The 26,585-nt window shown below is 71.6% G+C and carries 18 protein-coding genes and 1 pseudogene; 13 read left to right on the forward strand and 6 right to left on the reverse strand.

Annotated features, from left to right (window positions below; all coding sequences use genetic code 11):
- Window positions 1-5: 5 nt before the first annotated feature.
- Genes FHX73_RS31445 through FHX73_RS45085 form a run of 3 tightly spaced genes read left to right on the forward strand, consistent with a single transcriptional unit; the run spans window position 6 to window position 3,327 of the window.
- The gene (locus FHX73_RS31445; protein WP_145909787.1) at window positions 6-689 is read left to right on the forward strand and encodes a response regulator transcription factor; all 684 of its coding nucleotides are present in this window, start codon (window positions 6-8) and stop codon (window positions 687-689) included.
- Entirely contained in the window at window positions 689-2,470 is a 1,782-nt protein-coding gene (locus FHX73_RS31450; RefSeq protein WP_145909341.1) for a sensor histidine kinase, read from the forward strand. The genes FHX73_RS31445 and FHX73_RS31450 overlap by 1 nt, the downstream gene beginning before the upstream one ends.
- Before the next feature lie 35 nt (window positions 2,471-2,505).
- Window positions 2,506-3,327, forward strand: coding sequence for a hypothetical protein (locus tag FHX73_RS45085; RefSeq protein ID WP_170305164.1), 822 nt, complete (start codon window positions 2,506-2,508; stop codon window positions 3,325-3,327).
- A 257-nt stretch (window positions 3,328-3,584) separates the two neighbouring features.
- Here the strand turns inward: FHX73_RS45085 and FHX73_RS31460 are convergent, their stop codons facing one another.
- The 3 genes from FHX73_RS31460 to FHX73_RS31470 form a co-directional block, all read right to left on the reverse strand.
- The gene (locus FHX73_RS31460) at window positions 3,585-4,082 is read right to left on the reverse strand and encodes an NUDIX domain-containing protein (RefSeq protein WP_145909342.1); all 498 of its coding nucleotides are present in this window, start codon (window positions 4,080-4,082) and stop codon (window positions 3,585-3,587) included.
- A 250-nt stretch (window positions 4,083-4,332) separates the two neighbouring features.
- Complete coding sequence (locus FHX73_RS31465) at window positions 4,333-4,857, reverse strand: hypothetical protein (protein ID WP_145909343.1); 525 nt, start codon at window positions 4,855-4,857, stop codon at window positions 4,333-4,335.
- Between the two features lie 493 nt (window positions 4,858-5,350).
- A complete protein-coding gene (locus FHX73_RS31470) occupies window positions 5,351-5,596 on the reverse strand; it encodes a hypothetical protein (protein WP_145909344.1) in 246 nt (81 codons plus the stop codon).
- A gap of 612 nt (window positions 5,597-6,208) precedes the next feature.
- Between FHX73_RS31470 and FHX73_RS31475 the strand changes: the two genes are divergently transcribed.
- Together FHX73_RS31475 and FHX73_RS31480 are read left to right on the forward strand one after the other, a co-directional pair.
- Complete coding sequence (locus tag FHX73_RS31475) at window positions 6,209-7,096, forward strand: Scr1 family TA system antitoxin-like transcriptional regulator (protein WP_145909345.1); 888 nt, start codon at window positions 6,209-6,211, stop codon at window positions 7,094-7,096.
- Window positions 7,089-7,289: a DUF397 domain-containing protein gene (locus FHX73_RS31480; protein WP_145909346.1), complete on the forward strand. Its 201-nt coding sequence runs from the start codon at window positions 7,089-7,091 to the stop codon at window positions 7,287-7,289. The genes FHX73_RS31475 and FHX73_RS31480 overlap by 8 nt, the downstream gene beginning before the upstream one ends.
- A gap of 116 nt (window positions 7,290-7,405) precedes the next feature.
- Here FHX73_RS31480 and FHX73_RS31485 read toward each other — a convergent pair whose 3' ends face one another.
- A complete protein-coding gene (locus FHX73_RS31485) occupies window positions 7,406-8,992 on the reverse strand; it encodes a serine/threonine-protein kinase (RefSeq protein WP_145909347.1) in 1,587 nt (528 codons plus the stop codon).
- Between the two features lie 195 nt (window positions 8,993-9,187).
- Here FHX73_RS31485 and FHX73_RS47370 point away from each other — a divergent pair, with 195 nt between their 5' ends.
- Entirely contained in the window at window positions 9,188-12,082 is a 2,895-nt protein-coding gene (locus FHX73_RS47370; protein ID WP_281292751.1) for a helix-turn-helix transcriptional regulator, read from the forward strand.
- A gap of 65 nt (window positions 12,083-12,147) precedes the next feature.
- Here FHX73_RS47370 and FHX73_RS31495 read toward each other — a convergent pair whose 3' ends face one another.
- Window positions 12,148-14,616: an RICIN domain-containing protein gene (locus tag FHX73_RS31495; RefSeq protein WP_145909348.1), complete on the reverse strand. Its 2,469-nt coding sequence runs from the start codon at window positions 14,614-14,616 to the stop codon at window positions 12,148-12,150.
- Between the two features lie 663 nt (window positions 14,617-15,279).
- Between FHX73_RS31495 and FHX73_RS31500 the strand changes: the two genes are divergently transcribed.
- Together FHX73_RS31500 and FHX73_RS31505 are read left to right on the forward strand one after the other, a co-directional pair.
- Window positions 15,280-17,748, forward strand: a complete 2,469-nt coding sequence (locus FHX73_RS31500; protein WP_281292753.1) for a ricin-type beta-trefoil lectin domain protein — start codon at window positions 15,280-15,282, stop codon at window positions 17,746-17,748.
- Window positions 17,749-18,058: 310 nt separating this feature from the next.
- Window positions 18,059-18,856: a S1 family peptidase gene (locus tag FHX73_RS31505; protein ID WP_425461461.1), complete on the forward strand. Its 798-nt coding sequence runs from the start codon at window positions 18,059-18,061 to the stop codon at window positions 18,854-18,856.
- Window position 18,857: 1 nt separating this feature from the next.
- On the opposite strand, the gene FHX73_RS31510 is transcribed toward FHX73_RS31505, so the two are convergent.
- Window positions 18,858-19,457 carry a GNAT family N-acetyltransferase gene (locus FHX73_RS31510; RefSeq protein WP_246214001.1) on the reverse strand — a complete coding sequence of 200 codons (600 nt, stop codon included), beginning with the start codon at window positions 19,455-19,457 and terminating at the stop codon, window positions 18,858-18,860.
- A 194-nt stretch (window positions 19,458-19,651) separates the two neighbouring features.
- Between FHX73_RS31510 and FHX73_RS31515 the strand changes: the two are divergent.
- The 5 genes and pseudogenes from FHX73_RS31515 to FHX73_RS31535 form a co-directional block, all read left to right on the forward strand.
- A pseudogene (locus tag FHX73_RS31515) lies at window positions 19,652-19,864 on the forward strand (VOC family protein); the annotation flags it as partial.
- 126 nt (window positions 19,865-19,990) lie between these two features.
- A complete protein-coding gene (locus FHX73_RS31520) occupies window positions 19,991-21,490 on the forward strand; it encodes a hypothetical protein (RefSeq protein WP_145909350.1) in 1,500 nt (499 codons plus the stop codon).
- 388 nt (window positions 21,491-21,878) lie between these two features.
- Complete coding sequence (locus FHX73_RS31525) at window positions 21,879-22,400, forward strand: hypothetical protein (protein ID WP_145909351.1); 522 nt, start codon at window positions 21,879-21,881, stop codon at window positions 22,398-22,400.
- A gap of 274 nt (window positions 22,401-22,674) precedes the next feature.
- On the forward strand, window positions 22,675-25,152 hold the full coding sequence (locus FHX73_RS31530) for a M48 family metalloprotease (protein WP_170305165.1): 2,478 nt from the start codon (window positions 22,675-22,677) through the stop codon (window positions 25,150-25,152).
- A 130-nt stretch (window positions 25,153-25,282) separates the two neighbouring features.
- Complete coding sequence (locus FHX73_RS31535) at window positions 25,283-26,575, forward strand: eCIS core domain-containing protein (RefSeq protein ID WP_246214002.1); 1,293 nt, start codon at window positions 25,283-25,285, stop codon at window positions 26,573-26,575.
- The last annotated feature ends 10 nt before the right edge of the window (window positions 26,576-26,585 follow it).

The raw sequence follows: 26,585 nt of genomic DNA on the forward strand, positions 1-26,585 counted from the left end.
ACCTGATGAGCGCGCACATCCTGGTCGTCGAGGACGACGTGAAAGGGGCCGAGCTGATCCGCGTGGCCCTGACCTCCGACGGCCACACGGTGGAGGTCGTGCACGACGGCCGCACCGCGCTGGAGCGGGTCGGGGCCGGCGCGGTGGACCTGGTGGTGCTCGACCTGATGCTGCCGGGCGTCGACGGGCTCACCGTGTGCCGGCGGCTGCGGGAGCGCGGCGACCTGCCGGTGGTCATGCTCACCGCCCGCTCGACCGAGGACGACGTGCTGACCGGGCTCGGCGTCGGCGCCGACGACTACCTGACCAAGCCCTACAGCCCGCGCGAGCTGGCCGCCCGCATCCGCACCGTGCTGCGCCGGGCCGGCGCCAGGACCCGGCCCGCGGTGCACCGGGTCGGCGACCTGCTCGTGGACCCGGGCACCCGCACCGTCAGCTGCGCGGGTCGGCCAGTGGTGTGCACCCCGGACGAGTTCGCGGTGCTCGCCGCCATGGCCGCCAGCCCCGGCCAGGTCTTCACCCGGACCCAACTGCTGCGCCACACCCGCGGCTTCGACCGCGCCTCGACCGAGCGCACGGTCGACGTCCACGTGATGAACCTGCGCCGCAAGATCGAGGCCGACCCGGCCGCGCCGACCCGGCTGGTCACCGTCTACGGCGTCGGCTACAAACTCGCCGAGGCCCGCTGATGGCCGCGCCGATCCCGCTGCACCGCAGCCTGCTGGTGCGGCTGCTGGCCGCCTCCTGCCTGATCGCCGCCTGCGCGATCACCGCCACCGCCTGGCTGACCACCTCCACCACCTCCCAGGCCCTGGCACGCAAAGAGGGGCAGACGCTGGCCAGCAACGCCGACATCCTGGCGCAGCTCAGCGGCTACGCCGCCACCCACCGGGACTGGAACGGGGTCGGCCCGCTGCTGCGCCAACTCGCCTCCGACAACCGCGTGCGGATCACCCTGGTCGGCACCGACGGCGCCGGCAGCGGCATCGCCTCCTCCAGCACCAGCACCGGCGCCCTGCCCAGCACGGCAATGGCCACCGTCGACCCCCTGCACTTCGACACCTCGACCGAGCCGGGCGCGCAGCGCCCCGGCATCGACCCCCGGCTGGTCGGGCCCTACCGGCTCACCGAGGCCGAGACCGAGCAGCAGCGGCAAACGGCGGACGCGCAGGTGACCTGCCTGGCGCGCGCGGCGGGCCAGCGGGCCCAGGCCGTCCGGCTCCCGTCCGGCCGGTACACCATCAGCTACGGCAGCGACGTGCCCAGGTCGGCGGTCATGTTCTGCAGCGTGTACGGCTCACCCGCCGCCACGGCCAGCGAACGCCAACCCCTCGCCGAGCTGACGTCGGCAACCGCCGCCTGCCTGCAACGCGCGGACGTCCACGTCCCGTTGAGCCTGACCGTCACCACCGGGTTCGCGCTGGCGGGCGTGGACCCGGCCAGCGAGGCAGCCGCGCGGGGCGACCAGTGCCTGGAGCAGGCGCGCCGCGCCCAGTTGCAGCCCTACGCCGCGCCCGCCGCGCAGCTGTACGTCGACACCGGCGCCCCGGCCGCCTGGCGCTTCGAACTGACCGCGGCCAACTACGCGAAAGTCGCCTGGACCGCCGCCCTGGTCCTGCTCCTCACCCTCGCCGTCTCCACGCTCGTCGGCCTGCGCCTGGTGCGGCCGCTCAGGGCGCTGATCCGCACCGCCGGCCAGGATCCCGACGAGTTCGCGCTGGCCCCCGTCACCACCCGGGACGAGACCGGCCACCTCGCGGTGGCGTTCAACCGGCTCACCGAACGCCGCCAGCAGATCGACGAACAACGCAAGGCGATGGTCGCCGACATCGCCCACGAACTGCGCACGCCGCTCACCAACATCCGCGGCTGGCTGGAGGTCACCCGCGACGGCCTGGTCGAACCCACCCCGGAACTGATCGACTCCCTGCACGACGAGGCACTCGTCCTGCAACGCGTCATCGAGGACCTCCAGGACCTGGCCAGCGCCGACGCCGGCACCCTGCGCCTGCACCCCACCCCGCTCGACACCGGCGACGTGCTGCGCCAAGTCGCCGCCGCGCACCGGGCCCACGCCGTCGCCAACGGCCTGCGCCTCACCCTCGACGCGCCGCCCTGCCCGCCGCTCACCGCCGACCCCGACCGGCTGCGCCAGGTGCTGGGCAACCTGCTCTCCAACGCCGTGCGGCACACCCCGCCCGGCGGCCGCATCACCCTGAGGTGCCGTGGCGATCAGGACACCGTGACGATCACCGTGGCCGACACCGGCACCGGTATCGCCCCGGAGGATCTGGCCCACGTCTTCGACCGCTTCTGGCGCGGCGAGAAGTCCCGCAGCCGCCGCACCGGCGGCAGCGGCCTGGGCCTGGCGATCGCCCGCCAGCTCGTCCAGGCCCACGGCGGCACCATCGAGGCCGACAGCACGCTCGGCGCGGGCACCACCATGACCCTGCGGCTGCCGGTTTCCTGACAGGTTCCCAACGTCCGCTCGCCAGACTCGTTCCCGTGACAGCAGCGGAACCGCTGCTGCCCGCTCCCCGTCCCGACGAGCAGCAGAGCGGACCCGCGATGCCCCTCACCCCCAGTGCCCCCGGCCGCCTCATCGTCCTCACGGCGACCGGCCTCCTCCTCGCCGGCTGCGCCACCCACGGTGCGGCGCCGGGCCCGCTCGCCGCCGTGACCGCCGCCGCCGTCCCGGTACGGCCCGCGCTCACCGCACAGTTGTCCGGCACACCGAGCGCCGCCCTGCCCGGCCTCGGCCCCAAGACCACCGCCGCGATCCCCGCCGACGCCCAGCAGGTCGTGCTCGCCACCGGACAGGACAAGGACTCCTCCAGCACCACCGTCCGGCTCTACGAACGCACCGGCACCACCTGGACCCCGGCCGCGCCGACCTGGCAAGCCCACAACGCGCGCAACGGCTGGACCAACGACCACCACGACAGTGATCTCCGTTCCCCGATCGGGGTGTTCACGCTCACCGACGCCGGCGGCCTGCTGGCCGACCCCGGCAGCAAGCTCCCCTACACCCGCTCCTCGGATTTCGTCGCCAGCGGTTCCGGCTTCCTCGGCGAAGACCTGCGCGGCTCCTTCGACTACGTCATCGCCATCAACTACAACCGCACGCCGGGCACCTCCCCGCTCGACACCGCCAAGCCCCTCGGCCCCGCCCGCGGCGGCGGCATCTGGCTCCACGTCGACCACGGCGGCCCCACCCACGGCTGCGTCAGCCTGCCGGCCGACGCCATGGTCGACCTCTTGCACCGCCTGGCCCCCGCCCGGCACCCGGTCATCGTCATGGGGGATGCCGCCTCGCTGGCTGCCTGACGACAGGACCTTTGTCGTCCTGAGACGACCAGTCGGACTGACCGGTCGTCAGATGTCAAGAGGCCCGGCGGCGCGTTCGCGCCGCCGGCCCAGCTCGTCATCGGCTCCCACAGCCGCCCGAACCACGTCCCCCACGATGTGGTGGAAGCGATCCCCTCCGCACGTCCCACTCGCCCCGGTGCCGCCTTCGCGCCTGAACGAGTAGTCCACCCGCCAACGCAGACCCCACCCCGGCGGCAAACCCGGCCCACTCGACATCACGCCACCTGACCCTGCATCAGGAACCGCCCCAGCGTCGGGCCTACTTCAGCCACCGCCACCGCCCGCGTGATCCGTCGCACGTGATACGGCAGGCACACGGTCTCCAACTCGGCTACCCTCACCCAGTCGTAGCCCAGCAGGTCCGGCCCCGCCGCCTCCTGCGGACGCGCCAACCCCGCCTGTTCCATGTCCAACCGGCGCACGAACACGAAGTTGTACCCCTCCCGTGCCTCCGGCTCCGGGTTGGCCGGCGAGTAGTCCACCACCGCCAGATCCGCGCCGCCGAACGGCACCGCGATACCCAACTGCAACCGCACGATCCGCTCCACCGCCACCATCGCCGACTCGTTCGGCGCGCAGTGCCCACCCGGCAACCACCCGCAACGGCGCTCCCGCATCCGAAGGACCATCACCTGGTCCCGTTGCGGGTGCAGCAACACCGCCTGCGCCCCGATCCGACGCGGCGGCGGACTGACGTAGTTCGACCTGTCCATGAAGATCGTTCCCTTTCATTCATCACGTTTGATGGCCGAGAAGATGGCAGCCCCGGAGCGGCCCGAAGCCCGTTGCGACACCGGGGCCGCCGACCCGCCAGGAGGGAGACAGACCTGACGGGAGATCAGAGGAATCACCAGCTGGGCGGAAGCTCGTCCCACCCGGCCGGAGGAGTCGTGGTGTCACCGGGCAGAACCCGCCGCACCCACGCCCAATAGCGCCATAGCCAGCACGCCCGCAACCAGCCCGTCACGGCACCTCCCCTCGCCGCCCCGGGGCAACCGGGACCGTGCCGCGAGGGCGCAGCGCAACCCCGGACTCCAGCAGCACCCGGCGCGCCAGCCCGGAGGAGACCCGCAATGCGTCGGCCACCCCGTCCACCGACCCGACGCGCGCGTACAAGTCCGACAGGTACTCCCGACCGGGCGAGATCCACCCCGTCTCCACCGGCCGAACCCGCGCCGCTCGCACAACCGCGCACTGATACACCCACGAGCGCGACCGCCGCCCCAGCGTCATCGTCCTGTGGAGCCCCACCGCGGTGCGCACCACGTCGCCCACGGCGTTGAACTCCCGGCGCACCGCCACCAGGCGGCCGACGGAGCCGCGCGAGTCAGCCACCCGCCCACCCAACGCCGGCAAGAGCCCACCCACCGTCGTGCAGCCGCCCTCTTCCCGCAGCGGGCACAGGCACGTGAGCGCCCGCCCCTCCCGCAACCAGGCCGCCGACCCATCGCGCTCCAGCCACACATGCGTGAACTCAGCGATCTTCACCCCCTTCCTCCTCCTTTCCCTGCCCGTCCCCGCCCTTGGCCGCGTCGGCCGCCCCCTCCTGCGCGACCAGCCGGGCGGCCACCCGCGCAGCCACCCCCGCGTACGGCTGCCCCGCCCGATCGAAGGCCGCCAACACCGGCGAACCACACCTCAGCCGGCGCCCGGGACTCCCGGAACTCGACATGACTTCTCCTCAACTCGATGCAAAAAGCAGGAAATTGGGACAGCTCGCTCGGGGGAATGGCACCCGAGAAGCGACAAAAGACGGTCCCGCCCACCGTGCCCACCAGCCAGTGAGCGGGACCCGGGCACGACACCAGCAGCCACTGGCATCGCACTCCTCGCTCCGGACGCGCCTTGCGCTCACGCCCAGAGCCACCCCCACGGCCGGTTACGTTCAGGCAGTTGGGGGCGCACCCCCGGGAGACCTCAGCCCCCAGGAGCCCCGCACCGCTCGGCGACAAATCAACCCAGCAGCACGGGAGTCTTCACATCACCAGTCGGACCAGGCCGCCAGCCCGTCGCCGTCACCGAGACCAGCGGGAAGCCCGTAACGGGCCACCAGCTGTGCGGTTCGCACCACGCTGTCGCGAACAGCCTGTCGGTACTCCTCGCTGAGCATCACCAACGTGAGGTGCTCGCGAGGAAACGTCCGCTGATTGCGCGTGTGATCCGGCTCGGCCCACAAGAACGCCCACACCTCCGGCGTGATGGCATCAAGCGAGAAGCCATCCATCACGGCCGTTGCTCCGGGTGCAGCCGCCCAGGATCGCGGATCGCGCGAGCCCGCCGAATCACCGCAGCAACCGCCGGATGAGAACAACCATCCGCCGCAGCCAACCCCTTACAGGTCCGACATGCGTTGACCGAACCGGCAGCGCGGGCCGGAGAACCCCCGCTCATCCCGGATCACGTCTCACCTGACACCGGACACACCGGCACGCCGGCCAATCCGATACGACCGGCAGGCAGGGCTCACCCGACCGCACAGTCGCGGAGCGGATCACGTCCTGTCTACCGCCATCAGTCAGCCGATAGACCTTCAAGGTCATCAAACTCGTGCGGCGTCTTCCCATCGCGCTCTCACCTCCCGGAGCAGAACGGGCTATCAATCCAGCTCAGGGGACAAGCAGGACAGCCCACTGGGCATCTGACGAGTCGTCATGATCACAGTCCGTCAAGACTGGTCTCACGGCGAGTAGTCTGCTCCTGACAGCCTGAAAAATGCAAGCTCTCACCGAAGCTTGCATTTAGCATGCTTTCGAACGGTGAGCGAGCTTGCAGCAGGCATGCAAGAGTGCTTTCATTTCCCATGCTGGGAAGGCTCCCGGCGGGCCAGGAGGGGTGACTTGTGGCAGAACGAGACCGGCCGATCGGATCAACCGTTCCCCGGCGCCAATTGGGGAGGCAGCTGCAACACCTACGCACCTTGAAGGGCTACACGGTCAAGCGCGCAGCAGCCAGCTTTGAGATCTCCGAGGCCAAGCTCTGGAGAATTGAAACCGGTCGAACCTCGGTCCGAGCCATGGAAGTAGAAGCCATGTGCCGGGAGTACGAAGCCACTCCCTCTCTCATGGAAGCCCTCGTGGGCCTTGCTCGTGAAACCAAGAACAAAGACTGGTGGTACAGCTTCAAAGATGTGATCCCGGATGGATTCGACCTCTACATCGGCCTGGAGCAGGCCGCCTCGGAGATCAAGACGTTTGAAACGTCCCTGGTCCCCGGGCTACTGCAAACCGATGACTATGCGCGCACCGTTTTCCGCGCCGGCCAGCCCGACGCTGAACCGCGAGAGATCGAGCGCCGCGTCCGCCTGCGTACGGCGCGAAAGGCCATCCTCGACCGGGGGATCGGGGCGCCCAAGCTGCAAGTTGCGATCGGGGAAGCGGTACTCAGGCGTCAGATCGGGTCCAGCGAGGTGATGGTTGGCCAACTGAAACACCTGAGTGATCTGATCGACCGCGTTGACCTGCGGATCGTCCCGTTCGCCGCCGGGCTCCATCTCGGAGTCCTCAGCGGCTCATTCACCCTCCTGCACTTCCCGCTCACCCCGGATGGCGAGGACACCGAGCCGCCGACTGTGTATTCCGACGGATATGCCGGTGATCTCTACCTCGACAGCTTCCGGGAAGTCGATCTCTACGAGAAGACGTTCAAAAGCATCTGGGCAGCAGCACATACTCCCGAGGAGTCAAGGAAGATGATTTCTGAAGCAGCAAGGAGCTACGAGAATGGCTGACCTGACGGCCACCGAGTGGTACAAGTCCAGCTACAGCAACCACCAGTCCAACTGTGTCGAGATCGCCCGAGCCATACACGCGATTCCGGTCCGGGACAGCAAGGACCCGGAGGGTCCCGCGCTGACGTTCTCGCAGTCGTCATGGGCGACGTTCATCAACGGCATCAAGGCTGGCGAGCTGCCCGTTTCCTGATTGAATATCAGCCTGTCAGCCCCGGCGATGACTTCGTCGGGGCTTTGCCGTACGCGGCTGGGGGCGGCGGGCCCCAGGGGCTGACCGCTCGTCACCCGGCCGACGGCGCCCGCCCGCTACCGGTCGAGCCGAAGGCCGGCCAGCGCGTTGTCGAAGACCGACCGGTTGCGGGCCCAGTCGGCGCTCGGCGCGGAGAGGTAGACGATGTACCGGGTGCCGGACCTGCCGAAGGCCATAGCCGCGGCGCTGTATTCGCCGGTGTGGCCCTGGAAGGTGAAGTCCCAGGTGGCGGCGGCCATTTCGCGGTAGGAGGTGTCCTGGATGGCGAGGCGCTGGTAGCCGGGGAAGTTCCCCTTGGTGACGGACAGCGCCTCGTCCTCCTGGAGGAACTGGAGCGGGACGGTGGCGGGGCGGTTGACCATGCCGACGCGGAGGCTGATCTGCTTGCCCGGGTCGACGTAGGCCCACCCGGCGGTCTCGCCGACTTCGGTGAGCGATCTGCGGGTCCAACCGTCCGGGACCGGGACGGAGAGGCCGAGGTCCGGCTCCGCCTGCAGGTGGTAGCCCTTGGCGACCGGGGACGGCCCGGACAGCACGGACGGTGCGAGGGGTGAGACCTGCGCGGACGAGGCGGCCGTGGTCGGCCCCGCCCCCGACACCCGGTGGGTTGCTCCGGGCAGCAGCACCAGGCCGGCCAGGGTCGCGCCGCTCACGGCCACGGCGACGGCCGTCCAGCCGAGCGTGCGCCGCACCCGTCGGCGGGGACGCGCTGTCGGCGCGCTGATTTCAGGGGCGCTGACCGTCGCGGTCGCGGCCGGCTCCGCCGGGCGCGGCAGCACGGCCGTGGCCCGCTCGGTGGCCCGCTCGGCGGCCGCCTTGGCACCCGACTTGGCGCCCGGCGTGCCGAGCAGCCGCTCCGCCCCCACCGCGCAGGTCCGAGCCTCGGGGTCCTTGGCGAGCAGCCCCTCCACCAGCGGAACGAGGTCGCCGCCCCGGGTCAGCGGCTCCAGCGGCTCCGCCGTGATCGCGTACGCCGTGTCGAAGGTCGCACCGCGGCGGAAGGGCGGCCGGCCCTCCAGCGCCTCGTAGAGGACCGCGCCCAAGGCCCACAGATCGGAGGCGGGGCTGGGCTCACCGCCCTTCACCAGCTCGGGCGCCAGGTAGTCGACGGAGCCGATCAGCTCACCGGTCCTGGTGAGCGTGGTCGTGCCGGAGGCGACCGCGATGCCGAAGTCGGTGAGCACCAGCCGACCGTCGGTGCCGAGCAGCACGTTGCCCGGCTTCACGTCGCGGTGCAGCACGCCCGCCGCGTGGGCCGCGCGGAGCGCGGCCAGCAGGTCGCGCCCGATCCGGGACACCTGCGCGACGGGCAGCGGCTCGTCCTCGCGGAGCAGCTCGCCGAGCGTCCGGGACGGCACGTACTCCATGATCACGCAGGGCAGGCCCTGGTCCTCGACCACGTCGTACACCGCGACCACATTGGGGTGGTTGATCCGGGCCGCGCTGCGCGCCTCGCGCCGGGTGCGCTCCAGCAGGGTGGCCAGTTCCTCGTCGCTGCGGCCGGGCCACATCCGCATGGTCTTCACCGCGACGCTGCGCCCCAGCAGCACGTCCTCGGCCCGCCACACGGTGCCCATGCCGCCGGCGCCTATTCGTTCCAGCAGCCGATACCGTCCGGCAACCACCCGGTCCGTATCAGACACGATGAATCCCTTTGTGCAGACGCCTTGGAGAATTCCGCACACAATAGCCCAGATGTCGTCAGCCCGGACAGGGAGCGACGCCAGGTGAGACGGGCGGCGACGCACCGGTGATCCCCCGCCCGGCCCGATCACCCCGGACGTGTTTGCCGCCGTTCGACCGCGCGTTCTAGGGTGGCTCGCCATGGTGGAGATCAGGTGACCCAGGACCTCGACGACGGACTCGCCGCCCACGGCGGGCGGTTCCCGCTGGTGGGTCGACGCCGCGAGCTCGGGCGACTGCTAGCCGCGCTGCGCAATCCCCCCGCGGTCGTGCTGGTCGAGGGCGAGGCCGGGATCGGCAAGTCCCGCCTGGTGCGCGAGGCCGGCCTGCTGCTGCGCGCGGAGCACCACCAAGTACTGACGGGCTTCTGCCACCCCCTGCGCGAACCGCTCCCGTACGGGCCGGTGGTGGACGCGCTGCGCCAGGCCGACCTGACGCGGAGCCCGGTGTTCCCGCCGACCACCGGCGCGCTGGCCCCGCTGCTGCCCGACCTCGCCGAGCTGCTCGGACCCCCGCCGCTGCCGCCGGCCGACGCCTCCGCCCAGCGCTTCCACCTGGTCCAGGCCGTGCGGTCGTTCCTGACCGCCCTCGGGCCCACCACGCTGGTCGTCGAGGACCTGCACTGGGCGGACGACGCGACCCGCGACCTGCTCCTGCTGCTCGCCCGCGACCTGCCGCCGCAGCTCGGCCTGGTGCTCACCTACCGCGACGAGGACCTGCCACCCGATGGCGCCGTGCTCGGCGCGGCCTACCACCGGCAGCCGGGCACCGGCGGGTCCACGATCCGGCTCGGCCCGCTGGCGGAGCCCGAGGTGCGGGAGTTGGCGGCCGCCGCCCTCGGCCCGCACGCCACGACCGCGCTCGGCGCCGCCCTGTACCAGCGCAGCCAGGGCCTGCCGCTGGCCGCCGAGGAGGACCTGATCACGCTCGCCGAGCACGGCGAAACCCCCGGCCACCGCGGGGCGTTGGAGCACTTGCAGGACGCGGCCGTGCCGCGCGGGCTGCGCGAGGTGGTCCTCGAACGGCTCGCCGTGCTGTCGCCCGCCGCCGTCGCGGTCGCCCATGCGGCCGCCGTGCTCGCCGTCCCCGCGCGCGAGGAACTGCTGACCGCCCTGGCCGGGTTGAGCACGGAGCAGGGCGCCGAGGCGCTGACCGAGCTGCTCCTGGCCTCGGTGCTGCACGAGGACCAGGGCGAGGAGCGGGGCGCGTACGCCTTCCGGCACGTGCTCGCCCAGCAGGTCGTCCACGAGCACGTGCCCACCCCCGCCCGGCTCCGCCTGCACCGGCGGGCCATCGAACTGCTCCAGGCCCAGACCCCGGTCCCGCTGGTGCGGATCGCCCACCACACCCTCGCCGCCGGCGACCGGACCGGGTGGCTGCTGCGCGCGCAGGAGGCCGCCGACCAGGCGATCGCCGTCCGGGACGGGGGCACGGCCGCCACGCTGCTGCGCCGGCTGCTCGACCAGCCCGAGCTGCGGGGCGAGGCGCGCTCCCGGGCCGCCCTCTCGCTGGCCGCGATCGCCGCCGGCAGCGTCGACTTCCGCACCGACGTCGACCTGCTGCGCCGGCTGGTGGCCGACCCCGCCCTGTCGCTGGAGACCCGTGGCGAGATCCGGCTCAGCCTGGGCCTGGGGCTGCTGACCGAGAACGCCGTCGCCGCCGGCTTCGACGAGGTCGAGCGGGCGGCCGGGGAACTCGCGGACCGCCGCCCCGAGCGCGCCGTCCGGGCGATGGTGGCCCTGGCCCTCAAGGAGGCCGAGGGCCCGCAGTACACCCGCGCCTGGCTGGAGCGCGCCGACGGCGCGGCCCGCGCGAGCGGCAGCGAGGCGCTGACCGCCGCCGTCCACGCCACCCGCCTCACCCTGATGGCCTGTCAGGGCAGTGCAGGCGTATGGGAATTGACGGAGCGGCTGCCGCGCCGGGCGGCGGACACCGAGCTGCTGCGGCAGAGCGCGCGGGCCCTGCAGAACGTCGCCGACACCGCCTCCTACCTGGGCCACGACCGGCGGGCCGCCGCGCTGGCGACCGAGGCCGGGCAGCTCGCCGCGCACACCGGCAGACCGATCACGGGGTTCCTGTCCCGGGGCACCCTGCTGCGGCTGGACGCGTTCGCCGGGCGGTGGGACGGACTCGCCGAACGCCTCGACTCGTTCGTCGCCGAGTACCCCACCGCCGGCGGCCCGCGCGCCGAACGCGCGGTGCTGACCGGGGCCTTCGCCGCCGCCCAAGGCCAACTGGCGCTCGCCCGAGACCTGTTCGGCGAGGCTGCCCGGATCGCCGCCGAGCAGCTGCTGGTCGGCATCGAGCTGCGGGCCGCCGCCGGCCTGTGCGCCGTCCACCTCTCGGTCGGCGACCCCGCCCGCGCCTGGGCGGTCGCGGACCGGGCCGTGGCCACCGTGCGGCACACCGCCGCGTGGCCCCGGACCGCCGGCCTGCTACCCGCCGCCGTCGAGGCTGCGCTGGCCTGCGGTCGGCGTACGGCTGCCGAGCAGCTGGGCGCCGAGGCCGAACGGGCGCTGCGCGGACGCGATGCCCCGGCGGCCGCCGCCGACGTGGAGCTCGTCCACGGCCTGCTGCTCCTGGAGGCCGAACCGGCCGCAGCCGCCGGGCACTTCGCCGCCGCGGTGCAGGCGTGGCGGAAGATCGGCCGCCCGTACCAGACCGCCCGGGCCCTGGAGCGGGAGGCCGGCGCGCGGCACCGCGGCGGGCCCGGGGCGGCCGACGATCCGCTGGCCGAGGCCCTGGCGCTCTTCACCGACCTCGGGGCCACCGCCGACGCCGCGCGCTGCAAGCAGCTCCAGCGCGACCTCGGCCTCGTCCGCCGCGGGCCCGGCCGCCCCGGGTACGGTGACGGCCTTTCACCGCGCGAGCACCAGGTCGCCGGCCTCCTCACCGCAGGGGCCACCAACCAGCAGATCGCCGAGTCCCTGTCGCTATCGCCGCGGACGGCCGAGAACCACGTGGCCAAGGTGCTGAAGAAGCTCGGCACCAGCCGGAAGCTGGTGTCGAGCGTCTACCAGGTGGCCCCGGACGGGGATGCGGGCACGTAGCAACGCGGGCCGGTGCCCAGGACCCGGCGGTCCCGGGCACCGGCCGCGTCACGGCGGGTCGGCCCTCAGGAGACGGTCCACTCCTGGTTGGTCTTGCCGCTGCCGCAGGTCCACTGGATCACCTGGGTCCCCGCGGTCTGCGAGTAGCCCGTGACGTCCAGGCACTTGCCGCTGTTGACGGACACCACCTGGTCGGTGCTGCCCCCGGGCACCGGAACGAGCTGCCACTGCTGGTTGGCCTTGCCCTCGCCGCAGGTCCACTGGATCACCTGGGCACCGTCGGCGGTGGAGGCACCGGTGACGTCCAGACACTTGCCGCTGTCGGCCGACATCAGCTCGTAGGTGCCGGTGGCGACCGGGACCAGCTGCCACTGCTGGTTGGCCTTGCCCCCGCCGCAGGTCCACTGGATCACCTGGGCACCGTCGGCGGTGGAAGCGCCGGTGACGTCAAGGCACATCCCGCTGTTGGCGTTCACCAGGCTGCTGACGGCCGGGCCGGCCGGCGCGGTGACCGTCAGGTTGGCGAAGTCGGCGTTCTGGAAGCCGCCGACCCCCAGGCCCGACTGTCCGCCGCTGTGGCTGTAGTCGGTGACCGAGGCGACCTGGACGTGGTCGACGGACGCCGTGATCGACGGACCCCGCATGGCCAGTTGCAGGTGGTGCCAGGTGCCGGGGCCGCTGCCGGAGTAGCTGCCGGTGGCCAGGGTGGTGTCGGCACCGGAGGTGTTCTCGGTGAACAGGGTCCAGCTGCCGCCCGTGGTGATCTGCAGGTGGTAGGCGGAGTGGTCGTGGTCGATGTGGTCCAGGCGGCCCAGCACCTCGGCGGAGCCGGTCTGCTCCAACTGGGCGTCCACGCCGACCTGGTAGTCGGTCCAGTCCGGGTCGCCGACCAGGGTGAGCGGGGTGTAGCCCATGTCCGTGTGCCAGGGGATGGGCGCGGTGGTGAGGACCTGGCGCGCGCAGTTGACGGCGCCCGCGCCGGCCGGGCACGGGGCGGTCTCGAACGCGCCCGCCCAGTCGTGGAAGTACGGGACGGCGGAGCCGATCGCGGCCTGGCCGAGGTCGGCGGTGTACGGCAGCGCCAGGGCAGCCCGGGCCGGCGGCACGGCGGTGCCCTTGCCCTGGCCGGTGGTGGTCGTGACGGTGTAGAGGTAGCCCGGCTGCACGGTGAGCGAGTACGCGCCGCCCTGCGGGGTGATGTCCTGGGTGTGCAGGAACCACTGGCTCGGGTCGGCCGACGCCATGTCGGTCGCCCAGACGTGGACGGTCCCGGTGGACAATCCGCCGGTCACGTTGAAGTCCAGGGTGGTCGGGGTGGTGGCGTCGGTGGTCTCGATGACGGTGCTGTAGTCCTGGCCGGACTTGAGGGTCACGTAACTCCCGCTGTGCGGGTCGCCGTTGGCGCCGGCACCGGGCAGGTAGCCGCCCGCAGTGTCGAGATACTGCCAGCCGGGCTGGGCGAACTGCGTGGTGTGGGCCATCGCCCAGATGTCACGGTCCACCGAGTAGGCGCCCGACCACGGCTGGTCCGCCGTCATCATGCCGGAGCCGTAGTACGGGAGGTGGGCGGGCCAGGAACTGGTCAGCGCCCACTTGATGTCGGCGGTGACCTTTCCGTCGAGGTACTCGCGGTTCAGGTTGCGGGCCAGCGCCGACGGGTCGGCGCCGGCACTGTCGTTGTCGTCCTCGGACTGCCACAGCGGCTTGCCCAGGCCCAGCGCCGCACTGGGAACCGGGCAGCCGGTGTACGCCGGGGTGGAGTGCCAGCAGACGCCGTGCGAACCCCACACCGCGACGGCCTTGTTGAACGCCTGGTCGGTGGCGAGGTCGTTGGCGACCGTCCCGCTCGCGTCGTCGGTGTCGGCCGCCACCAGCTTCGTGCCGGAGTAGCCGTTCGCGTCGAGCGAGGTGCGCAGGTTCTCGAACCAGCCCTTGTCGTAGCCGACCTCGTTCCAGCCACCGAGGTAGCCGATGGTCAGCCCGTGGCCCTGGGCGCAGCCGAGCCAGTTGTTCAGGTAGGTGATGTTGTCCTGCGACCACATCCCGCCGTTGAACCAGCCCGGCCCGGCCCACTCCAGGCCGTAGAAGGTGATCGCGGGATTGCGCTGCTTGGCCTGCTCCATCAGCCACCACTCGTAGCCGCGGTTGCAGTCCAGATCGGTCCGGCTGCGCATGTGGCTCGGCTCGGGCCCGTCGCTGGAGTTGGCGTCGGCGCCGATCTCGACCTTGAGCATCTGCAGGTTCGCGCCGTAGCCCGGCTTGAACAGGTAGTCCAGGATCTGGGAGCGCTCGGGCTCCGGGTAGTCGACCAGCAGGCGCGAGGTCGCGCCGCCTCCGCTGATCGCGCCCATGCCGTCGAACGTCCGGCCGGCGGAGGTGCCGTCGATCGTCACCGACTGGGTCGCGGTGGCCGTACTGGCGGTGCCGGCCGCGGCCGGTGCGGCGGCCGCGGGCAGGACCCCGGCCGCGAGTGAGAGCCCGAGACCCACTGCACCGGCGATCATGCGGCGCAGTGGGCGTGGAAGGCGTCCCATGGGGACCTCCTGGGAGTGGGGGGTGGAGGTAGGGGTGGGGGAAGTCCTCCCCACGACCGGATGCAACAGAACCGATCGCATGTCATCACTACCAAACGCGACCGTCACAGGGAAGCGGCCTGTCGACTCCCCGTCAAGAGACCCGAAACACACACCTGGTCGACTGATATCCCATTGTTACGGAAAGCCTGGACGGAAGTCCGGAAATACCTGCGCCAGGAACTACTCACGAATTGCGAACCAATTGACTGAGTATCCGGCGACCACCGGGGTGCGGACGGGCTCAGCTCCTGGCACTACCTCTCCTTTCATGGCTCTCACCTGCTTGTTTCTGCACCTTCGAGTCGATCGGACCCAGCGCGGCAGGTGTTCTGCGCACCCCGTCGACCCGAAGTCCGCCGAACCCCGCACGGCTGGCCGGCCACCGATTCAGCGGTCGCCGAGGACTCCGCGGGGTCACTCGCGGCGCAACCGTGAAGTCGATTCCCTGCATTCCCGAACCGAATCGCGAGGCGGCCCATTGACCGCCGACTCACTCCAGCCCTAGTGTGCGCATCTGGTCGTATCCGTTGACACGTGAGTTCTTGCGGCCGCTCCCCCACCCCGCCGTTCGGAAGCGGCTGCGGAACGCCGCTTCCGGGTGTCAGTCGAAAGGCATCCCCCTTGCACGGGCCTCTTCGCGTCCTGGGCGTCCCCGGACGCACACTCAGAAAGGCGGCCGTCGCCGCCGCGTTCCTGCTGTCCAGCGCCTTCGCGGCCGTACCGGCCGCCGCCCCTGCCGCAGCGGCCGCGGCACCCGCCCCGGCCTCCACGGCCATCACCGTGGACGGTCACGCGACCGGGCGGGTCTTCGACGGCGTCGGCGCGATCAGCGGGGGCGGCGGCAACTCCCGTCTACTGGTGGACTATCCGGAACCCCAGCGCAGCCAGATCCTGGACTACCTGTTCAAGCCGGGCTACGGCGCCTCGCTGCAGACCCTCAAGATCGAGATCGGCGGGGACACCAACACCACCGACGGCGCCGAGGCCAGCTACCAGCACACCAAGGGCACGGTCGACTGCGACCAGGGCTACGAGTGGTGGCTGGCCGAGCAGGCCAAGGCCCGCAACCCCGCCATCAAGATCTACGCCCTGGCCTGGGGCGCACCCGGCTGGGTCGGGGTGAACGACCCGGCCAACCCCTCCCCCGGGCAGCCGTACTTCTGGTCCCAGGACATGATCAGCTACCTGATGGGCTGGTTCGGCTGCGCGGCCCAGCACCACCTGCCGATCGACTACGTCGGCGGCTGGAACGAGAACGGCTACAACGCCGCCTGGTACGAGGACTTCAAGAGCGCCCTGGTCGCCAACGGCCACGCCGGCACCAAGGTGGTCGCGGCGGACAGCTACGACTGGAGCCTCGCCACCGACATGGCGAAGGACCCCGCGCTGAACTCCGCGATCGACATCGTCGGCATGCACTACCCCTGCGGCTACCTCGGCGCCATGAGCTCCTGCTCCAGCACCCCCACCGCCGTCGGCCTGAACAAGCCGCTGTGGGCCAGTGAGAACGGCTCGCAGGACGCCACCACCGGCGCCGCGCCGGTCGCCCGGGCGCTCAACCGCGACTACCTCGACGCCAAGCTCACCTCCTACATCAACTGGCCGGTCGTCGCCGCTGTCTACCCCAACCTGCAGTTCAGCAGCGACGGCCTGTCGCTGGCCCAGCAGCCGTGGTCGGGCAACTACTCGGTCGGCAAGACCACTTGGTCGATCGCCCAGACCACCCAGTTCACCCAGCCCGGCTGGCAGTACCTCGACTCGGCCGGCGGCTACCTCGGCGGCAACCGCAACAACGGCAGCTACGTCTCGCTGAAGTCCCCGAACAACTCGGACTACAGCAGCATCATCGAGACGATGGACGCCACCGCCGCCCAGACCGCGACGTTCACCGTCACCGGCGGCCTGTCCACCGGCACGGTGCACGTCTGGGCGACCGACCTCAACTCCTCCGACCCGGCGGACTACTTCGTCCACCAGCAGGACCTCACCCCGGTGAACGGCAGCTACTCGCTCACCCTGCAGCCCGGCTACGTCTACTCGGTGACCACCACCACCGGCCAGGGCAAGGGCACCGCCACTCCGCCGCCGGCCGCCCCGCTGAGCCTGCCCTACTCCGACACCTTCGAGAAGCCGGCCACCACCAGCTCGCCGAAGTACTTCTCCGACATGAACGGCGCCTTCCAGACCGTCGGTTGCGGCGGCGGCCGGACCGGCACCTGCCTGCGCCAGATGGCCCCGGCCTCCCCGCTGCGCTGGACCAGCGAGTCGGACAACGCCCCGTACACGATCATGGGTGACGGCAGCTGGGTCAACTACACCGTCAGTGCCGACACCATGTTCGAACAGCCGGGCAGCACCGAGGTGTTGGGCCGGGTGAACCAGCAGAGCCACAACAACAACGGCCTCAACGCCTACCACCTGCAACTCAGCAGCACGGGCGCCTGGCAGATCGTCAAGAGCGACCTCGCCTGGAACTTCACCACCCTCGCCGCCGGCACCGTCACCGCCCCCGGCCTGAACACCTGGCACACCCTCGCCCTCACCATGCAGGGCCCGACCCTGACCGCCGCCATCGACGGCCAGACGGTCGGCAGCGCCACCGACTACTCCTTCACCTCCGGCATGGCCGGCCTGGGCGTCACCGGCTACCAGACCGACCAGTTCGACAACTTCACCCTCACCCCCGGTGCCCCGGGCGGCAGTTCCTTCACCGGCCAGGTTCCGTCCGGCCTCACCGGCAAGTGCCTGGACGACTCCGGCGATTCCGCCGCCGACGGCAGCCAGGCCATCCTCTGGACCTGCGACCCCACCGACCCGGCCCAGACCTGGACCTGGAACAACGGCCAACTCCAGCACGACGGGAAGTGCCTGGACGTGATCGGCCAGGGCACCACCGCCGGCACCCTGGTCGACCAGTGGACCTGCAACGGCGGCGCCAACCAGCAGTGGACCCCGCAGCCCGACGGCACCCTGAAGGGCGCCCAGTCCGGCCTCTGCCTCGACGACCCCGGCGCCAGCACCACCGACGGCACCCAGCTGGAGATCTGGACCTGCAACGGCGGCACCAACCAGCGGTGGACCCTGCCGTAGCGGCCGTCCGACCGGTCACCGTGCACAGCGGCTCAGCAGCGGGAGCGGCTGTGCGCGGTGACCGATCGTCAGTCTCCTTGCGTACGTGCTCGTCGTGCGGCGCCGGTTCCTGTAGGGATACGTATTCCAGCCGTCCCTTATTGCCCGCGTGAGGGCACGGCAGGAATTCTCTGAGTTGTCAGGTGCGCCTCACGCACAACACTCAGCAGAGCAGGCCCCTCCCGCTTGATGAGCGTGTGGAGTCACCTGGTTCACGTGCCGATCCACGCCGCCGAGGCGTCGGATCCCCCTACCCGCGAATGGAAGCGCGTTGACCCTGCTGCGCAAGATGCTCACCCCCCGACGAGCGCTGGCCACCGGCGCCGTCGCCCTCGCCGCCTTCTCCCTCCAGCCGACCGCCCCGGCCGCCGCCCAGCCGGTGCCCTCCGGCGGCCCCGGTCGGGTGATCGGCGGAAACCGGGCCACCGAGGGCGAGTTCCCGTTCGTGGTCCGGTTGTCGACGGGCTGCGACGGCGCCCTCTACAAGAAGGACATCGTGCTCACCGCCGCGCACTGCGTGGGCGAAACCCGCAACGAGACCAGGATCACCGTCACCGGGGGCAGCGTCGACCTCCAGTCGGGCAAGGCCGTCTCCATCCAGTCCACCAAGGTCTACGAGGCCCCGGGCTACATGGGATGGGGCAAGGACTGGGCACTGATCAAGCTCGCGAAGCCCTTCAACCTGCCCACCCTGCCCATCGTCACCAACGGGAACTACGACAAGGGCGATTTCACCATCGTCGGCTGGGGCGACGACGGGAGCGGCAACCAGCAGCGCTACCTGCGCAAGGCCACCGTCCCGTTCATCGACGACGCGACCTGCAAGAAGGAGTACGGGGACAACTTCGTGCCCAGCGACGAGATCTGCGCCGGCTACCTGGGAGGCCACGTCAACACCTGCCCGGGCGACTCGGGCGGGCCGATGTTCCGCAAGGACGACCACGGCAAGTGGATCGAGGTCGGCATCGTCAGCTGGGGCTCGGGCTGCGGCGCCCCGGGCTACCCGGGCGTGTACAGCCAGGTGTCCCACTTCGCCGCCGACATAGCGCGCGCGGCCAACACCCTCTGAGCTACAGGTTGAGGCGCGGTCCCGGGGCGGCCTGGTCATGTGCGCCCCGGGGTTGGGCCGGCCCGGGCTCCGCGGAGTCCGTCGCCAGCCGCGCATGGAGTTCGACGTCGAAACGGGCGCCGTCGTACTCCAGCTTCTGACGCTGCAGCCCCTCCACCGCGAACCCGGCGGCCGTAGCCACCCGGCAGGAGGCCGGGTTGTTGGTACGGTGGCCCAACTCCAGCCGGAACAAGCCGAGATCGTCGAAGGCCCACTGGGTCAGCGACCGGCAGGCCCGTACCGCGACGCCGCGTCCCCGAGCCGCCGGCGTGGTCCAGTACGACACCCAACCGGCCCGGTGACGTCGGTCAACCGCCCCCACGGCGACATTGCCCAGTACGACACCCGCTTCGTCAACCGCCGCGAAGGCGAAGGCGGAACCCGCCACCCACCGTTCCGCCTGGGCCGACAACCACCGCTCGGCGTCACCCACCGTCGTGACCGGCTCAGGGGCCTGCCCTCGCATCAAGGGATCGGCGAACGCCGTCAGCACGGGTTGGACATCATCGGACGACCATCGACGCAACCACAGTCCCGACGACGCCTTGAGAAGATCACGCACCGCCGGAGTCTCCCCCATCCGCGCCCGGTCCCGCCACCGATTACTCCCGTGCCTCCTTGGGCTCGCCGACGGGCGGAGGTGCGGCCAACCCCACCGTCATAGCCCCGGCTGTCCCGGCGGTGTGGGTCGTCGAAGTACGCTCCCGAGTCCCACCTGAGATCAGGCCGAACATGGGACCGACGAGGTCCGACGCCTACGCCTTCCTCGTCTCCGATGAGGAGTTCGACGCCGCCTTCGCCCGCATCCGGGAGGCCGGCCTCACCTTCTACGCCGATCCGCACTTCAAGCTGCCGGGCGAGATCAACCACCACGGCGGCCGCGGCGTCTACTTCCTCGACCTGGCCGGCCACGGCCTGGAGATCCTCACCCGTCCGTACGGCAGCCACCCGCAGCCGTTCGGGGGCTGACGGCCCGGACGGAACCGGGCGGAATCCCAACTCCGGGGTTCCGTTTATCCGTTGTCCATCGGCATCGGCCAGGATCCGGCCCTGCGGCGCTCCCCCGCCGCAGGACCGGACCCTGGAAGGACCGCCTTGAACCAGCCGCTCTCCGCCACCGAGACCCAGAACCTCCGACTGCTGCGCGGGAAGATCGACGCCATCGTCACCGCCGGAAAGCGGCCGGCCCTGCACGACACCGGTGTGCTCGGCCACGGCGCGACCAACGACGTGGAGATCGCGTTCTACGAGAGGTTCCGGCGACTCGGCGTCCGGCTGGGGCAGTTGGAGAGCAAGGTGGTGGTCAGCCCGGCCCTGCCGCCTGCCATGAACGCCAACACCACCATCACCCAGGAACCGCCGCTGGCCGTGCAGAACATCGAGGTCCGAGCGAGGCTGGTGAGCACGCCCGGCCACCTGCTCACCCCCCGCGCGCTGGTCCTCGTCCACGAAGTGTCGCACGCCCTGGACGAGGGCCCCGACTTCCCCGTCAAGGACTACGCCTACCGGGCAGGTTGGGCCTGGGGCTACCTGACGCCGACGGCGGCCGCGGCGAACGCCGACACCTTCGCCGAGGCCGCCGCCCGGCTCGCCGAGCTGATCGAGGAGCATCCTGGCCGCTACCGGGTGCCCGGCCGGATCCCGGCCCAGTGCACGCTGCTGCGCACCGGCGATCGGGGCGGCGAGCTCGGGCCCGCGCTGGCCTGGGTGGAACTGGTGGTCAACCGGGCCTGGATCCGGAGCAACGACTGCATGAACCAGGGTGCCATCGAGATCGCCAACGACGACTGGACGAAGACCAGGAAGGCCTGGGAGGACAACCCGACCAAGACCGGGACGTTGAGGATCGAGGCGCTGCTGCAGCAGAGCAAGGTGATCGGACCGCGCTACGCCGGCTTCTTCCGGACCGGCCTGTCCGACACCCACAAGGGGACACTGCGTCAGATCCATGAGTTCACGACGGCGCTGAAGGGTGCGCTGTCCGAGCTCGAACCGGTTCCGGCCGGCTCCGGCACGGAGGTCACGTACGACGCCGGCACCCGCCGGTTGACCGTCCCCTACGCGGCCACCGGCGAGGGAGTGCTGGCCTTGGGCGAGCGCATCCTGCGCGCGCTGATCGCGAGCACCGACGGCCAGGGCGTCGCCGCCTTCGCCGCGCACCGGCGCAAGGTCATCGACTGGCTGGTCGCCAACGACCGCCCGATCGAGCTCCGGACGATGCAGCAGGTGCTGACCGCCTTGACCGGCGCACAGGTTCGGCGGATCGGCCAGCAGGATTGGCAGGACCTCGCGGCCGACCTCCAGTGGGCCACCCTGCTGGAGATCAGGGACCGCTGGCGGGGCCTGGCTCCCCAGGCGGCCGAGCTGGCGGCGATGGCGACCGCGCAGACCGAAGCGCTGGAGGGGATCGAGGTGGCACTGTCGGCCGACATCGACCGGGCCATCGCGATAGCCGGTCAACTTCCCGGCACCAAGCCGGTGTTCCAGGAGCTGATCGACGCCCTCACACTACTTCGGGGCATCGTCACCAGCGTCCTCAAGAACCGCACCGAGCAGTACACCGCCCTCGGCAACCGGTTGGCCCCGTTCAAGTAGCCGGTCGGCCCCGAGGCTGGTCGCCGCGGCCCGGCGTGCAGAGCCGCTGCCGCCGGGCCCGCCGCCAGGCAGCCGGCGTGGCAGCCAGCGCCTCCTCGGCCAAAGGGCGTTGGGCCGCGTACAGCCGGCCGTAGTCGAAGGCCGTACCGGCAGCGGTGCCCGGCGCGGCGGCGAGTTCCGACAGCAGGTGCTTTCGCGACGCGGCGCAAGGCTGCTCAATGGCTCGCCGGTGTCCGGCACGGCACCGTCCCACCGCTTCCACCCACCGACCAACCGTCCAGCACTCGGGCGAGGAACGCCCCGGGCTCGGCAACAGATCTCCGAACCAGCCACCGAAGCAAGCGAGTTGTGCTCTCATGTGAGAGTGACGAAAGCCGTTGAGGGTGCGATGGACCACGTCGACACATCCGTGGTGACCGCCTGGAGCCGGGCGGTGGTGCGTGAAGTCGCGCCGGGCGAGATGCCGTTGTTCAAGGACCTGAGTGGTGCGTTCTTCGCGGGCGGGTTGTCCTCCTCCGGGGAGCGGGACGCGCTGCTCGGATTCGGTGTCGACACGGGCGACGTGCTGGTGACGGCCGCGGCACTGCAGATGTGCACGCAGGTCTGGCAGACGGTCACGCAGAAGACCGGCGAGGCCGTCTGGGCGGGCGCCGCGGCGCTGGCACGGCGCCTGCGCCGGCGCCTCACCGGTGCGGGCGGCACAGCCGGCCCGGGTGAGGCGGCCGACCCGGCCCCGGAGTTCACCGTTGCCGAGCTGCGGCTGATCCGGACGGCCGCGCTGGAGCGCAGCGATCAACTCGGGCTGCCCGATGCGCAGTGCCAGTTGCTGGCCGATGCGATCGTCGGCGCGCTGGCGGCCCCGGTGGCGCTCGATCCGCCGCCGCCTCCCGTCGAGGGCGCCGGGGACTGAGGTGCCCTCGGTGCCGAGACGGCCGCAGCACCGCAGCGCTGCGACGGCGGTCCTGTTCGTGTTGCTCGCGATCACCGTCACCATGTCCGTGGCGACCGCGTGCGGAGACGGGGCGGACCATGTCCTGGGCGGCCCGGCCAAGATCCGGCAAATGGAAACGTGCGCGTCATCGGCATACGCGCAACTCCTCGGCCCCTCAAGCACCCTGACGTCACAACAGGCCGATCCGATCAGCACGAACCGGGCTGCTCTGCGAGCCTGCTTGGTGCCGACGATGCGTCAGCAGTTCCAGGGGATGCTGCTCGGTGCGACTGTTGTTCTCCTGCTGGCGTTCGCCTTGTACCTGCTGCACCCTGTGCTCATCGCCCGGAGGCGCCGGCTCCGGGTGCCGGACCCCGAAGATGCCGCGGCGCTCGTGGCGGAACTGGAGCGCCTGCGCCGGCTTGCCGGCGTCAGCCGTCCGGTGGCGTTCCGGCTGGAGCCGTTCGCCTGGAAGCCGTCCGCCTTCGTCTTCGGACTGCCGGGGCGTCGACGCCTGGTGGTCAGTGGCGGGCTAGCGGCTCGGCTGGCCACCGATCCCGCCGCGTTCCGCGCCGTCGTGCTGCACGAGCTGGCGCACCTGCGCAACCGCGACGTGGACCTCACCTACGGCGCACTGGCGTTCACCGGTGCCTTCGCCCTGCTCGACGGCGCGATGGCGCTCGCAGGCTGCGTCTACAGCGTCCTCGGTCCCAGCTCCTACCTGCCGTTCTTCTTCGAACTGGCGCTCAAGACCGTGGGCCTGCTGGTCGTCGTGCTGGCGCTGACCGCGGCCATCGTGCGGAGCCGGGAGCTGAACGCCGACGCACGGGTCGGGGACTGGGGTGCGGAGGGTGCGGCGCTGGATCGTGTTCTGGCGGCCCTGCCCACGCCCGACCGTCGGCGGATCCGGCTGCACCCCACCCCTGCCACCCGGCTGGCGGCGCTGCGCACCGGGGTGCCGGCCTTCGGCACCGGCCTCGGGAGTGGGATGGCCATCGCGGTGGCCTGCGGCATCGGCGGGTACGGCTTGGACCAGATGACGGCCTACGGCTCGCTCCTCGCACTCGTGCCCTGGTGGGGCGGCGCGGTCACTGGGGCTCTCCTCGCGGTCAGCATCGTCACCAGCTGGTGGCGGACGGCGGGCGGCACGGGGCGCGCCGCGTCGGACCCGTCGTTGTGGCGGTTCGGTACCGGCATGGCGACCGGCCTGGCCCTCGGCATGGTGCTCCTCCCCGCGTTTCCTGACACGCCGACAATCCGGCCCGGCGCACTGGCCCTCTGGGTGGTGGTGTGGGTTCCGCTGGTGACCCTGGTGGCCGGACCGCTCACGTTCTGGCTGGTCCGCGCCACCCGGGCGATGAGCGCCGCCGTGGAGCGGGCCGGGTGGCGCGGCTGGCGCGAGAGCGCCGTGCTGGCGGCTGTGCTGCTGCCCGCCGGCGCGGCGTTCGCCGAGGTGGCGGCGGTGCAGCACAGCACGGCCCTGACCACCTTTCCCTTCCCGGCGGCGAGCGCGATGGGCTTGCCGAAGATCACGGATCCCGCCGTGTTCAGCGACGCCCTGGTCCACTCCTGGGTCGTCCAGGTGCTCTTCTCCTGCACCGCGTTCACCATCTGCCTCGCCGTCACGGCGTACGCCCTGCACCGCTCGCGGCACGGCCGCTCCCCGGGCGCCGCCTGGAAGGCGGACCTGTGGAAGGGGCTGCGCGCCGGCATCATCGGGGCGGAGGCGGTCGTCGTCCTGGCGGTGGTGGCGTCGTTGGTCGCCCACCGTGCGCCGGTGTCCGACCGCTGGGACGCGGCCGCCTACCACCACTTCCTCCACCTCCTCGTCGCCTGCAGCGACGCCCTGGTGGCCCTCACCGCCCTGCTCGCCGCCGGCCAGGCCCGCGGAGCGCTGGTGCGGGGCGGCACCGCCGCGCTGACGGCCGCGGCCGGGGCGACCCTCGCGCTGGCCCTGCAGCCCTCGGCGGGCGGCTGCGTCCCGGCGCTCGGCGTGGCGGCCGTCTCCCCGGGCTGCCTGTCGATCCCCTGGCGCACCGTCACGTTCATGAGCGACTACGTCGGCGCGGGGTCGTTGCTCCTCTGCGCGGTACTGCTGCCGCACTCGATCACCTTCTGGCGCTGGCTCGCCAGGACCGACCCCGCAGAGCGCCCCACCGCGACGACCGCGCAGCCTCGGCGGGGCAGCTATCCATGGCGCATGGCGGCAGTGGGGTTGGCCGCCCTCGGCGCGGCCGGGTTCGTCCGCCTCGGACAGCCGAACCTCAGGCTCATCAACGACGACGCCCGGGTCGAGGCCCTTGCGGAGTTCACCTTCGTGATGCCGCCGGGCTGGTTCGTCGCCGATACCGGCGAGGGTCCGAGCGACCCGGAACTGTGGGACCTGCCGCAGGGTTCGGTCGCCGCATTGGAGCTGCAGGCCCTCCCAGCACCGGCGTACGCGCCTGAGATCGCCGAGATCGAGGTTTCGAACTCTTTCGAGTCGGTGACGGTCGATGTGGCGGCCCCGGTCGAGGGCAACCGCCCAGTGTCCATCCAGCGCCTCGTCGTCGGCGGCCACCGCGCCGTTCTCGTGGACTACGGTGCCCGCACCGACACTGCAAAGGTCTACATCGACGCCGACCCGGGCACGGTCGTCTTCTTGCTCCAGGCCGAACCCGGCTCCCCCGGCTGGGCTGGGGACGAGGCGGACCTGCAACGCCTGCTGGCCACCGTGGAGTTCCGCCTCTGATTCCGGTCGGGGTGGCGCCGCCCGTTCGGGCACGGCGGCTGCCCGAACGTCTCCAATGGGGGCAAACCAACCCCCTTCCGCCCAACGTTCGTGCACGCTGTTGAACCGGAACCGAGTCGAGGAGTACACCGTGCGGGCACAGGACGCGGACGACAAGAACCGGCAGGCGACGGCCGCGGCGCCGACGCAGGCCGGCAACGCCACCGCAGCCCCGGAGGCCCTCGTCGCGGGCGTGTCCGTGCAGCGGCTCCTCGCGCTGCAGGCCACCGCCGGCAATGCCGCTGTCGTGCAACTGCTGCGCCGGGGTGGGGAGTCCGCGCAGCCGCACCAGCACGGTGCCGGGTGCGGGCACCAGCAGGCCGAAACCGGGGCCGGGCTGCCCGAGGTGCAGCGCAGTGCGGTGCACGACGTGCTGCGGTCGGCCGGACGGCCGCTCGACAGCGCCAGCCGCACCGACATGGAGGCGCGGCTCGGCGCGGACTTCTCCGATGTCCGGGTGCACGACGACGGCGCGGCCCGCGCGTCCGCCGCCGAGGTCGGCGCCCGTGCCTACACCAGCGGAAACCACGTCGTGATCGGCGAGGGCGGCGGCGACAAGCACACCCTGGCCCACGAGCTCACCCACGTCATCCAGCAGCGCCGAGGGCCCGTCGCGGGGACGGACAACGGCAGCGGGCTCAGCGTCTCCGACCCGTCCGACCGGTTCGAGCGCGAGGCCGAGGCCAACGCGGGCCGTGTGATGAGCCGGCCCGCCCCGGCGGTGGCGCCGGCGGCCGACGGGCACGCGGGCCACCAGCACGCCCAGGCCGGCCCGGCGCCCGCCGTGCAGCGCACCCGCAGCTCCAGCGGGAACCCGCCGCTGCCGGCCTGGGACAAGGTCGGCCCGTTCTGGGTCGCCCCGAGCTACGGCCCGACGCTGAGCAAGCGGTTCGGCGGCACCAGCGCCACGGTCACCCTGGGGCCGAGCGTCAACGCCCCGGGCAACACCTACCTGGGCTCCACTCCCCAGCAGGGCGAGTGCACCCTGGTCGAGGAGCTCAACGCGCGGGACGGCAGCGGCTGGATCAAGGGCCACCTGTTGAACGACAACCTGGGCGGGCCCGGCGTGTCCGCGAACCTCACCCCGATGACCGCCAGCACCAACCAGAGCTTCAACCGCGCCTTCGAGCAGCCGGTCAAGGCCATGCTGCTCAAGTGCACCAACCACGCCCAGTACACCTCCAGCTCCCCGATCTGGTACGGCGTCCGGATCGAGGTCACGGTCGACCCCGGCAGGATGTCGACCAACAAGGCGGACCTGGAGTACCACGTGCCCGACGGCGTCTCGTACACCGCGACCTACGTCCAGATGGACCGGGCCACCCAGACCGTCAGCGCCGTCGCCGGTGCCATGCCGGCCGGCTTCCCGGCAGAGATCCACTAGCGGAGCACGA

This window comes from Kitasatospora viridis, assembly GCF_007829815.1.
Lineage (GTDB): Bacteria > Actinomycetota > Actinomycetes > Streptomycetales > Streptomycetaceae > Kitasatospora > Kitasatospora viridis.

What these genes read in the sequence shown, in the direction of transcription:
- FHX73_RS31445 (WP_145909787.1), top strand. Translation starts at nt 6, where the DNA reads ATGAGCGCGCACATCCTGGTCGTCGAGGACGACGTGAAAGGGGCCGAG.
- FHX73_RS31525 (WP_145909351.1), top strand. Translation starts at nt 21,879, where the DNA reads ATGGACCACGTCGACACATCCGTGGTGACCGCCTGGAGCCGGGCGGTG.
- FHX73_RS31460 (WP_145909342.1), bottom strand. Translation starts at nt 4,082, where the DNA reads ATGGACAGGTCGAACTACGTCAGTCCGCCGCCGCGTCGGATCGGGGCG.
- FHX73_RS31480 (WP_145909346.1), top strand. Translation starts at nt 7,089, where the DNA reads ATGGCTGACCTGACGGCCACCGAGTGGTACAAGTCCAGCTACAGCAAC.
- FHX73_RS31530 (WP_170305165.1), top strand. Translation starts at nt 22,675, where the DNA reads ATGCGTCAGCAGTTCCAGGGGATGCTGCTCGGTGCGACTGTTGTTCTC.
- FHX73_RS31495 (WP_145909348.1), bottom strand. Translation starts at nt 14,616, where the DNA reads ATGGGACGCCTTCCACGCCCACTGCGCCGCATGATCGCCGGTGCAGTG.
- FHX73_RS31450 (WP_145909341.1), top strand. Translation starts at nt 689, where the DNA reads ATGGCCGCGCCGATCCCGCTGCACCGCAGCCTGCTGGTGCGGCTGCTG.